Source organism: Variovorax sp. SPNA7 (assembly GCF_033807855.1).
Classification (GTDB): Bacteria; Pseudomonadota; Gammaproteobacteria; order Burkholderiales; family Burkholderiaceae_C; genus Variovorax; species Variovorax beijingensis.
Genome location: NZ_CP138513.1, coordinates 4,145,096 through 4,155,838, shown reverse-complemented (window position 1 = coordinate 4,155,838; position 10,743 = coordinate 4,145,096). Strand labels below are relative to the sequence as shown.

Genomic DNA, 10,743 nt, shown 5'->3' with positions numbered 1-10,743 from the left:
CGGCGCACAGGAAAAAGCGCCCGTTGCCGATTCGGCAACGGGCGCTTTGCTTTTTACTCTGGCGTGGGGGACGCTGAAATCAGAACTGGTACTTCGCGGTGGCGACAAGCGTCCGCTCGTTGCCGGCGTAGTAGTTGTTGTACGCGCGCGAAGCGGTGTACTTGCGGTTGGCCAGGTTGGTCGCGGTCAGCGCAAAGCGCCACGGGCCGGTCTTGTAGTGCACCGTGGCGTCGAGCAGCGCAACGCCGCCTTCGGCCGAGGTGTTGGTCACGTCGTTCCAGCGCTTGCCGATGTAGCGCACGCCGCCGCCGAAGCCGAAGCCGTTGTTCATGGTGTAGTCGAGCCATACCGAGGCTGAGTGCTTGGGCACCTGGATCGGCATGTTGCCGATTTCGCTCGTGTTGGCGCTGTCCAGCACCTTCATGTCGAGAAAGGTGTAGGCAGCCGTGAGGTTCAGGTTGCGCGCCAGCTCGGCCTTGGCTTCGAGTTCGAGGCCGCGCGAGCGGATGCGCCCGATCTGGCGTGCCTCGAAAGTGTCCTGATTGTAGGTCACCACATTCGATTTGCGCAGGTCGAAAACTGCGGCCGTGACCATGGTGCGCGAGCCTTCGGGCTGGTACTTGAGGCCTGCTTCGACCTGCTTGCCGCGACTCGGTCGGAAGGGCTGGCTGTTGGCGTCTGCACCGCTGTTCGGCATGAAGGATTCCGCGTAGCTGATGTATGGGGCAAAGCCGTTGCCGATCAGATAGCTCAGGCCCGCGCGGCCGCTGAACTTGTCGTCGGATTGCGTCGTGCGGCTGCTGTCCAGGCGGTTAAAGCTGCGGGACTTGACGTGATCCTGGCGGCCGCTCAGCGTGACGATCCAGCGCTGGTCGATCTTGATCTGGTCTTGCGCATATACGCCGATCTGCTCCGAGGTTTGTGTGTAGTTGGAGTCGGGGTTGAAAGGCTCCGGCACCGGCTGTCCGTTGATGGGAAAGCGCAGGTCAAGGCTCGGTGCCGGCCCCGAGAACTGCTTGGCTGTGTAGCGGGAGCGGGTCCAGTCGACGCCAAAAAGCAGTGTGTGCTCGACGATGCCCGAGCGCACGCGGCCCTGCAGTTGCACATCGGACGTCCACTGGTTGACGCGCTCCGGCGCAAAGCGTGCCGTGCGCGAGAGCGTGTAGTTGTCCGGCTCGAGCGTCGTGACCATGTGGTGCTTGTCGGTGTCGAAGCTGAAGTAGCGCATGTTCTGGCGCACCGTCCAGTCGTCGTTGATGTGGTGTTCGAACAGGTAGCCGATCGAAGCCTGCCGTTGCTTGATGCGGCTGTAGTTTGGCTCGCCCTGGAGCAGCCCGGTGTTGCGTCCGTTAAGGTCAGTCACGTAGAAGGTGTCGTCGCCGGCTTTGCTGTCGAGGAATTCGCCGAGCAGGGTGAACGACGTGGCGGCCGAGGGCCGCCAGCGCAGAGAAGGTGCCAGGTAATGGCGCTTGGCTTCCACCGGTGCGCCGTTCGCGTAGCGCTGTTGCGAGTTGCTGTCCAACTCGACCCCGACCAGGCGGTAGCTCAGCGTGTCACTGATGGCGCCGCCCACATCGACCGCCACCTGCTTGCGCTGGAAGCTGCCGTACTGGACTTCGATTTCACGGACCGGCGTGGCGCTCGGCATCTTGCTCACACGGTTGACTATGCCGCCGGCATCGCCCTGGCCGAAGGTCACGGACGAGGGGCCGCGCAGCACTTCGACACGCTCCACCCCATAGGGTTCGGTCATCGAATAGGCGGGCAGCACAAGGCCGTCGCGGTACATGGCATTGCCCGCGGTCGCGTCGAAACCGCGGATCAGCAGCCAGTCGATACCGCGCGGGTCGTAGCCCCAGTTGCTGACGGTCACGCCGGGTGTGTAGCGCACGGCTTCCATGATGTTCTGGACGCCGCGTGCCTCGAGTTCCTCGCGCCCGATCACGGACACGGACTGGGGCGTTTCGATCAGCGGCGTGTCCGTCTTGGTGGCCGTGGCGCTGCGCCGGGCCACATAGCCCCGGACAGGTCCGGTGGCGGTTTCCGGCTGTTCGCCGCTCACCGTGACCTCTGGCAGGGTGCTGGATGCACTGGGCGCTTCCGGTGTGCGGGCGGTCTGGGCCGAGGCGGAAAAGCCCAGCAGGGCGGTGGCGGTTCCGAAGGCCGCCGCAAGCGAGGCGTTCAGCAAACGTTGGCGAGGCAAGGGGAGAGTGCGCATGAAAAGGACTCGTTGGTGAATGAACCGCGGAGAGTGTAATGAGAATGGTTCTTATTTTGGTGTATGCGCCGCAACACATGGTCGTGTTTTTGCGACAGTCCGCGGCGGATGCCTGCACTTGGAGGCGCAATCGCTGCACGCAAAGGCGGTCGCGCCTGCCTGGAGCAGGTCCGGCGGCGCTATTGGCTAGGAGGCCGAGGCTCGCCGGACATGCGGCGCCAGCAGGGCCAGGCCCTGGTGCAGTGCCGGGAAGAGACTGCGATTGAAGTTGTTCCAGCGCAGCTCGAGGATGGTGTCTTCCGGCGCGATGTCGGTGCCGAGCACGTCGAAGATGACTTCGCCCGAATCGATGCCGTTGTCCACGTAGTGCAGCGAGGCGCCGGTCTTGGTGACCGTGGGCGCCGGCACCTTTTGCATGGTGGTCCAGTTCACCACCTTGCTGCCCTGCACGCCATGGAGGGCGTCCAGCGTCGCGCAGGCGCCGCGGCGTTCGTAGGGCGACTCGATGCGCGTGATGCCCGGGTGGATGTTGACCATCTTCCGATGAAAGTGCGCGCCGGGCCGCACCAGTTCGTCCAGGATGATCAGGAGGCCGTCGAGCACGACCACGTCGGCCTGCAGCGTCAGCAGCTTGTCGAGCAGGGTGCGCTCGTAGGCGCTCTTTGCCGCCACGCGGTCGGCCGAGTCGCGCGGCAGCCGCCGATAGGTCGACGGAACTGCGTGGAGCATGTCGCGCAGCAGCCGACCCTGGGCCTGCAGGTCCTTCGGGAAGATCCATTTCCGGTCCGGATGCCATGCGAAGCCGTAGTCCGCCAGCACCGCCTGGTCGCGCGGAGAGTGCGCGTCATCGTCGTACACGATGCCTTCGAGCGAGTAGGCGTCGCCCAGCGGCGTGCCGTTCAGCGCCTCGGCCAGGTATTCGAGCGGCGACTTCATGTAGCGCTGCTCCCCCTTGAAGTCGATGTACTGGCCGGCCTTGTCGGCGGCGGCGTTTCGGAGGGAAAGGATGTAGACGAGCTTTGCCTTGGACATGGGAGCTGAGGATGTGAGTGGATGAAGGCCGGTTCGGCGAACGGGCGCGGATGGACCCAAGCTGCCGCGGCACCTTCAGGACAAGACGGGACAGCGCGCGATCTGTTCATCGCGGCCGCGCTCAGGCTGCCGGTGTCCCGATCGCGCCTTCGCCTTCGCCTTCGCCCTCGTCTTCCTCCTCGCCTTGCCGGTGGTGCGGCGCAAGGGGGCAGGCACCGCAATATGTTTCGCCGGGCAGCAGGTGGTAGAGGCAGCATTGCCGGTGCAGCTTCAGGGGCGTGCGCTCTCCGTCGTGCAGCCGGTGGATCACGCGCCGGCGGCCGTGCAGGGGGTTGGCGCACGGCCGGCCATCGCCGTCCGCCGGCCACTCGGGGCTGTGCAGCAGGTGCTCGCGGTCCCGCAGGATCGGCGCTGCACCGCCGGTGAGCGCCAGGGCCTGGTCGAAGATCGGCTCGAGGCTGCGCGACGCATTGCCCCACAGGATCTTCGGGGCCACGCGCGTCAGCTCGCCGAGCGCCGCGAAGAGTGGCCGCAGGTGCAGCCACAGCAAGGGGCCATACCGTTGTGCGGTGCTCGCGCCGGCGCGGGATTCACCCATGTTCCGGATGTGAAAGACAAGCGGATTGCCATGGCCGTCCAGCTGCACCCGGACCTGCGATGCCGCCATCGGAAAAACGTGCTGCAGCACGCTGGCCGCGGCAACCACCGGCGGCAGCAGGGCGCCGAGGTATTCCAGGGTCCATGCGGAGGCCACGGCCCGCAGGTCGTTGCCCGTGCTGCGCCTGAACCTGGCCTGGCGGTGCAGCAGCGGGAGCAGCGTATCGGGCTGCAGCAGGTCCTCGATGCGCACGGCGTCGGAAGGGCTGGCCGCTCCGCACTGCAGTCGTTCGCCGAGCGGTGCCAGCGCGCTCTGGAAGATGGGCTCCAGCAGCGCGATCAAGGGCCGGCCTGCGAAGGAATGTCGAAGCAATGCGCGCGGTGCATCCAGACAAGACGCTTCCGCACGCCGGATGTTCACCGGAAGTTCGTGCGCCATGTCCCTGGCTGCGGCCGGCGATGAACATCGGCGAAGCCCAATCGTCTACCCAATGGGCGGCGTCGTGCTGCCCGGAGCCTTGTCCGCCGGACGGAGTTCCTGCAGCCAGTTCCGGCCCGGCCGCGGATGTTCCGCGCTGCCGGGCAGCAGTAGTCGCCTCCAGGGCGGAAAGAGTCCTTGCATGACATCCAAGAGCGGCAACGCCGCAGAAGCCACGCACCTGCTGAAACCCTTCGCTCCGTGGATCGTGCTGTCCATGGTCACCGGCATCTGCTCGGGCATCGCCACGGTCGCGTTGCTGCGCACCATCAACGAGGTGTTGAACCAGGAAGGCGGCATGGCCGGTGGGCTGCTGCTGACCTTCATCGGCCTGTGCCTGGTGGCGCTGTTCGGCCGCATGGCGTCGGACGTCTCGACCAATTTCGTCGGCCAGCGGCTGGTGGCCCAGGTGCGCAAGAGCCTGGCCCAGAAAATTCTTTCGGCGCCCATCGACGCGCTGGAGCGCTACCGCACGCACCGCCTCATGCCCGTGCTGTCGCAGGACGTGGACATGATCAGCGACGCAGCCTTCGTGCTCTCCTCCACGCTGATCGCGGTGGCCGTCGCGCTGGGATGCCTGGCCTACCTGGCCTGGCTGTCGCTGCCGCTGTTCGGCCTGCTGACGGTGGCGCTGGTGATCGGCGCCAGCATCCAGGTCGCGGCACAGACCCGGGCCGGGGTCGGCTTCTGGAAGGCGCGTGAGCACGAGGACCAGCTTCACAAGGCCTACCGCGCAATCAGCGATGGCGCCAAGGAATTGCGCATGCACCGCGAGCGCCGCACCCGCATGTTCGGCGGCCAGATCGAGCACATCGTCGACAAGATACGCATCGTCAACGGCCGTGCCATCAATACCCATGTGATTGCCACCGCCTTCGGCTCGGGCCTGTTCTTCCTGCTGATTGCGCTGATCCTGGGCTGGGCCGCGTTTCGCAGTACGGAGCCCTTGGTGCTCAGCGGGTTCGTGCTGGTGATGCTGTTCCTGAAGGGGCCGATCGACCAGATCGCCGGCACGCTGCCCAACGTGGGGCGCGCCAGGGTCGCGTTCCAGCGCATCGCCGACCTGTCGGAGCGCTTTGCCACGCCCGAGCCCCACCTGCACCTGGCGCAGGCCGGCAGCGGCGCCACGGTGAGCAAGGACATCGGCATGCGCGGCGTGCGCTATGCCTTCGATGCGCCCGATGGCGGCGAGCCCTTCGTGCTGGGGCCGATCGACCTGCAACTGCGCCGCGGCGAGATGGTGTTCGTGGTGGGCGACAACGGCTCCGGCAAGACCACGCTGATCAAGCTGCTGCTGGGCCTTTACGCGCCGCAGCAGGGCGAGGTGCTGGTCGATGGCGCCGCCGTCACGCCCGAGTTCCGCGACGACTACCGGCAGCTGTTCACGACGGTGTTTTCCGACTTCTACCTGTTCGAGGACCTGGTCGCGAACGAAAAGGGCGAAGAGGGCGCGCACGCCCTGCCGCAAGCCGCTCTGCCTTACCTGCAGCGCCTGGAGATCGCCCACAAGGTGAGCATCAAGGACGGCTCGTTCAGCACCGTCGACCTGTCGACCGGCCAGCGCAAGCGGCTGGCGCTGGTGCATGCCTACCTCGAAGGCCGCCCGGTGCTGGTGTTCGACGAATGGGCGGCCGACCAGGACCCGGCCTTCCGCCACCTCTTCTACACCGAGCTGCTTCCCGAACTGCGCGCCAAGGGGCACCTGCTGGTGGTCATCTCGCACGACGACCGCTACTTCCACCTGGCCGACCGCGTGATCACCATGAAGGCCGGCCGCATCGCGGAAGACCGGGCCCGTGCACCGGCGAGTCTCGCCGCGTGAAGCCGGCGCCTTTTTCGATCGCGTTCCACACACAGAGGAGTTGACATCCCATGCAGCACATCCATGACCTGATCGGGATCGGATTCGGCCCGTCGAACGTCGCGCTGGCCATCGCGCTCGACGAGAAGCGCCACGGCGGCAAGCCGCTGGACGCCGTTTTCATCGAGCGGCAGCCCAGCTTCGCCTGGCATCCGCACATGCTGCTGGACCAGGCGCACATGCAGATCTCGTTCCTGAAGGACCTGGCGACGCTGCGCAATCCCACGAGCCGCTTCACTTTCGTGAACTACCTGCATGAGCAGGGGCGCCTCACGGACTTCATCAACCTCAAAAGCTTCTTTCCGAGCCGCCACGAGTTCAACGACTACCTGCGCTGGGCCGCGGGCCAGTTCGAGGAGGCCTGCCGCTATGGCGAAGAGGTTTTCGAGGTGCTGCCCGAGAAGCAGGGCGGCGAGGTGTCGCTGCTGCGCGTGCGCTCGCGCGGCGCGGACGGCCGGGTGCAGGAGCGGCTCGCGCGCAACCTGGTGGTGGGCATCGGCGGCGTGCCGAATATTCCCGAGGGCTTCCGGGGGCTGCGCGACGATCCGCGCGTGTTCCATTCGAGCAGCTACCTGAGGGACATGGCGCGGCATCCGCAGGCGCGCCGCGTTGCCATCGTCGGCGCGGGCCAGAGCGCGGCCGAAATCTTCATGGACCTGCAGGGGCGCCCAGGCGCGCCGCAGGTCGACCTCATCATGCGCGCGCGTTCCATCCGGCCATCGGACGACAGCCCCTTCGTCAACGAAGTGTTCAATGCCGACTTCACCGACTACATGTACAGCCGCGGCAGCGACGAGCGCGCCGCGCTGCTCGACGAGTTCTCGCAGACCAACTATGCGGTGGCCGACCTCGACCTGATCCAGCAGATCTACAAGGTCTTCTATGACCAGAAGGTGGCGCGCGGTTCCCGGCTGCGCATGCTGCGCCAGCACGATGTGCGCGCGGTCCGTGCCGCAACGGACGGGGTTCATCTCACATTGCTGGACCGCGACGTGCAGCGCGAGAGCACGGTTCGCTACGACGCCGTGGTGCTCGCCACCGGCTATGCGCGCGACCAGCATAAAGACCTGCTGCAGCCGCTCGCGCCCTACCTCGGCGATCACGACGTCGACCGCTACTACCGCCTGAAAGGCACGCCCGACTTCCATCCGGGCATCTACCTGCAGGGCGCCTGCGAGGACAGCCATGGGCTGAGCGACACGCTGCTTTCGGTGACCTCGGTTCGCACCGGGGAAATCGGCAACGCACTGCTTGCCGCCCAGTCCCGTGCGCGCAGCGCGGTGCGCGACGCGTCGCAGGCCGTGCAGATCTAGCTCCAGCCCAGCCGTGGGTTTCTTCCCCTGTCCGGGGCGTGCCACGCTCCGGCGGCGGGGGCGCCCGAACGTCCCGCTTCCCCCTCCATGCGCAGAATCGTCCCCTTCGTTCTTGTTGTTCTTCTGGTCACCGCCGGTGGCGGGCTCCTTTGGGCGCGCCGTCCCGCCACGTCGGTCGATGCCATGACCGTGACGCGCTCGACCATCGAATCCAGCGTCACCGCGCTCGGCACGCTCCAGCCGCGGCGCTATGTGGACGTCGGCGCCCAGGTGTCGGGGCAGATCCAGCGCCTGCTGGTTCAACCCGGCGACGTCGTGATCAAAGGGCAGTTGCTGGTCGAGATCGACCCCAGCGTGCAGCGCGCCACGGTCGATGCGGGTCGGGCCTCGCTGGCCGGCCTGCGTGCGCAGCTTGCGGAGCAGCGCGCCCAGCACCGCCTGGCGGAGCAGCAGCATGCGCGCCAGCGGCGGATGGCCGCCGACGGCGCCACGCGCGAGGAAGACGTGCAAAGCGCCGAGGCCGCGCTGGCGTCCGCTGCGGCCCGCATCGACAACCTTGGCGCGCAGATCGCGCAGACCCAGGCCACGCTCAAGGCGGACGAAGCCCGCCTCGGCTATACGCGCATTTATGCGCCGATGGCCGGCACGGTCGTCTCCGTGGAATCGCGTGAAGGGCAGACCCTCAACGCCACCTACCAGACGCCCAACGTGCTGCGCATCGCGGACCTGTCGTCCATGACGGTGTGGTCCGAGGTGTCGGAGGCCGACGTACGGCGCGTGAAGGCGGGCATGCCGGTGTACTTCACCACGCTGGGTGCGGACCAGCGCCGCTGGCACGGCACGGTGCGCCAGCTCCTGCCCGCGCCGCCGACGCCCGCGGGCAAGCCCGGAGGCGGCGAAGGCAACGCCAACCCGTCGGCCGCGGGCAGCAAGGTCGTGGTCTACACGGCGCTGTTCGATGTCGACAACAACGACGGCGCGCTCATGCCGCAGATGACGGCGCAGGTCGCCTTTGTCGAAGCTTCTGCGAAAGACGTGCCGGCAGTTTCGGTGGCGGCGCTCGTGCCGGTGTCCGGCGGCGGCGGCGAACGTTTTGCCGTCCGGGTGCTGCGCGCCGACGGAACGCTTGAGAACCGGCAGGTGCGCATCGGCGTTCGCAACCGGCTCATGGCGCAGGTTCTCGAAGGCGTGGAGGTGGGCGATCGCATCGTCGCCGGCAGTGCCAACCACACGCCTCCGCAACCATGACGCCGATGGCCGCCCTGCCGCTGATCGAACTGCAGGACATCCGCAAGTCCTACGGCCGACCCCATGGTGCCGGCGAGGGCGAGGCACCGCCCGCGGCACTGGTATTGCGGGGCATTTCGCTGCGCCTGCATGCGGGCGAGTTCGTCGCCATCGTCGGTGCTTCGGGGTCGGGCAAGTCCACGCTGATGCACATCCTCGGCTGCCTCGACCGGCCCAGCAGCGGCCGCTACCTGTTCGAAGGGCAGGACGTGTCCACCTTCGATGCCGACGCGCTGGCCTGGCTGCGGCGGGAGGCCTTCGGTTTCGTGTTCCAGGGCTATCACCTCGTGCCCACCGAATCGGCCCGGGAGAACGTCGAGATTCCGGCGCTCTATGCGGGCATGCCGGAGACCGAACGCCGCGCACGCGCCACCGCGCTGCTCGAGCGCCTGGACATGGGCGCGCGCCTGGACCACCGGCCCAACCAGCTGTCGGGCGGGCAGCAGCAGCGCGTCGCGATTGCCCGCGCGCTCATGAACGGCGGCCGCGTGATCCTGGCCGACGAACCGACCGGCGCACTCGACAGCCGCAGCGGCGCAGAGGTCATGAAGCTGCTGAATGAACTGGCGGACGCGGGCCATACCGTGATCCTGATCACGCACGACCGCAACGTGGCGGCGCAGGCGCGGCGCATCGTGGAGATCCGCGACGGGCAGATCGTGGCGGATTCGGGCAGCGACCGTGTGCCGCCGCAACCGGCGGCCGATGCCGCGGCGCCCATGCCGACGCCCGGCCTTCGCCAGGGCCGAAACACCCACGCATCGCTGGCGGCCGACCTGCGCGAGGCGGCGCGCGCGGCCTGGCGCGTGATGTGGAGCAACCGCTTTCGCACCGGCCTGACGCTGCTCGGCATCGTCATCGGCGTGGCTTCGGTGATTGCGATGCTCGCAGTGGGCACGGGCTCGCAGCGGCAGGTGCTCGCGCAGTTCGAGACCTTCGGCGTGCGCACCATGTTCGTTGCCGCGCGCGAAGGCAGCGTGCGGTCGCCGAGCGCGCCGCTGACGCTCAGCGACGCCGAGACCATCGCCAGCCTGCCGAACGTGGAAGGGATCGCGCCCTACATCGAGGAACGCGTCGTCGTGCGCCGGGGCAACGTCGACCATTCGACCGAAGGTGGCGGCACGACGCTCGGGTTTGCCGACGTGCTGGGATGGACGATGAGCGAGGGCCGCATGTTCGACCAAGCCGACGAGGCGGGCGCGGCCAAGGTCGCGGTCATCGGCCAGACCGTGCGCAAAGCCTTGTTTGCCGATGGCAGCGATCCGATCGGGCAGGACATCCTGGTCGACAAGGTGCCGTTCCAGGTGGTCGCCGTGCTCGCGGCCAAGGGAACGAGCAACAGCGAAGACCAGGACGACCGCGTCGTCGTGCCGTTCTCCGCCGCTGCCGCGCGGCTGTTCGGCCATCAGAACCCCACCTGGATCGGCGTGAAGGTCCGGGACATGGAAAAGGCCCTCGCCACCGCCGAGGAGATCGAGACCCGGCTGGCCGAACAGCGGCGCGTGCGCGACGTGCGCGTATGGAACCGGGTCGAGGCGATCCGCATGCAATCGGCCACCGCGCGCACCATGACGATGATGCTCGGCCTGATTGCCGCAATCTCGCTGGTGGTCGGCGGCATCGGCGTGATGAACGTGATGCTGATGACGGTGCGCGAGCGCACCCGCGAGGTCGGCATCCGCATGGCAACCGGCGCGCGCCAGGTCGACATCCTGCGCCAGTTCATGACGGAGGCCGTGCTCGTGACCTCCGTTGGCGGCACGGTGGGCGTGGCCGCGGGGCTGGTGATTGTCGCGGTGCTGATGCTGGCCGGCGTGCCGGTGGTGTTCTCGCTTCTTGCCAGCCTCGGGGCCTTCGGCTGCGCCGTGCTGACCGGCCTGATCTTCGGTTTCATGCCCGCAAGGAATGCGGCCCGACTGGACCCGGTCGTGGCACTCGCATCGCAATAGCCGCAATT

The 10,743-nt window shown here is 67.4% G+C and carries 7 protein-coding genes; 4 read left to right on the top strand and 3 right to left on the bottom strand.

What is annotated here, in order from left to right; translation table 11 throughout:
• Positions 1 to 79 precede the first annotated feature (79 nt).
• The 3 genes from RZE77_RS19530 to fhuF form a co-directional block, all read right to left on the bottom strand.
• On the bottom strand, positions 80 to 2,218 hold the full coding sequence (locus RZE77_RS19530; protein WP_319438866.1) for a TonB-dependent siderophore receptor: 2,139 nt from the start codon (positions 2,216 to 2,218) through the stop codon (positions 80 to 82).
• A gap of 186 nt (positions 2,219 to 2,404) precedes the next feature.
• Positions 2,405 to 3,250, bottom strand: coding sequence for a formyltransferase family protein (locus tag RZE77_RS19525; protein ID WP_319438865.1), 846 nt, complete (start codon positions 3,248 to 3,250; stop codon positions 2,405 to 2,407).
• Between the two features lie 121 nt (positions 3,251 to 3,371).
• Positions 3,372 to 4,190 carry a siderophore-iron reductase FhuF gene (fhuF, locus tag RZE77_RS19520; protein WP_319438864.1) on the bottom strand — a complete coding sequence of 273 codons (819 nt, stop codon included), beginning with the start codon at positions 4,188 to 4,190 and terminating at the stop codon, positions 3,372 to 3,374.
• A gap of 277 nt (positions 4,191 to 4,467) precedes the next feature.
• On the opposite strand from fhuF, the gene RZE77_RS19515 reads away from it, so the two are divergent.
• From RZE77_RS19515 to RZE77_RS19500, 4 genes are all read left to right on the top strand, one after another.
• Positions 4,468 to 6,147, top strand: coding sequence for a cyclic peptide export ABC transporter (locus tag RZE77_RS19515; protein WP_319438863.1), 1,680 nt, complete (start codon positions 4,468 to 4,470; stop codon positions 6,145 to 6,147).
• A gap of 50 nt (positions 6,148 to 6,197) precedes the next feature.
• The gene (locus RZE77_RS19510) at positions 6,198 to 7,499 is read left to right on the top strand and encodes a lysine N(6)-hydroxylase/L-ornithine N(5)-oxygenase family protein (protein WP_319438862.1); all 1,302 of its coding nucleotides are present in this window, start codon (positions 6,198 to 6,200) and stop codon (positions 7,497 to 7,499) included.
• Positions 7,500 to 7,586: 87 nt separating this feature from the next.
• Entirely contained in the window at positions 7,587 to 8,747 is a 1,161-nt protein-coding gene (locus RZE77_RS19505; RefSeq protein ID WP_319438861.1) for an efflux RND transporter periplasmic adaptor subunit, read from the top strand.
• Entirely contained in the window at positions 8,744 to 10,735 is a 1,992-nt protein-coding gene (locus tag RZE77_RS19500) for a MacB family efflux pump subunit (RefSeq protein ID WP_319438860.1), read from the top strand. Before RZE77_RS19505 ends, RZE77_RS19500 begins: the two co-directional genes overlap by 4 nt.
• Positions 10,736 to 10,743: the final 8 nt, after the last annotated feature.

What these genes read in the sequence shown, in the direction of transcription:
- RZE77_RS19530 (WP_319438866.1), bottom strand. Translation starts at nt 2,218, where the DNA reads ATGCGCACTCTCCCCTTGCCTCGCCAACGTTTGCTGAACGCCTCGCTT.
- RZE77_RS19525 (WP_319438865.1), bottom strand. Translation starts at nt 3,250, where the DNA reads ATGTCCAAGGCAAAGCTCGTCTACATCCTTTCCCTCCGAAACGCCGCC.
- RZE77_RS19515 (WP_319438863.1), top strand. Translation starts at nt 4,468, where the DNA reads ATGACATCCAAGAGCGGCAACGCCGCAGAAGCCACGCACCTGCTGAAA.
- RZE77_RS19510 (WP_319438862.1), top strand. Translation starts at nt 6,198, where the DNA reads ATGCAGCACATCCATGACCTGATCGGGATCGGATTCGGCCCGTCGAAC.
- RZE77_RS19505 (WP_319438861.1), top strand. Translation starts at nt 7,587, where the DNA reads ATGCGCAGAATCGTCCCCTTCGTTCTTGTTGTTCTTCTGGTCACCGCC.
- RZE77_RS19500 (WP_319438860.1), top strand. Translation starts at nt 8,744, where the DNA reads ATGACGCCGATGGCCGCCCTGCCGCTGATCGAACTGCAGGACATCCGC.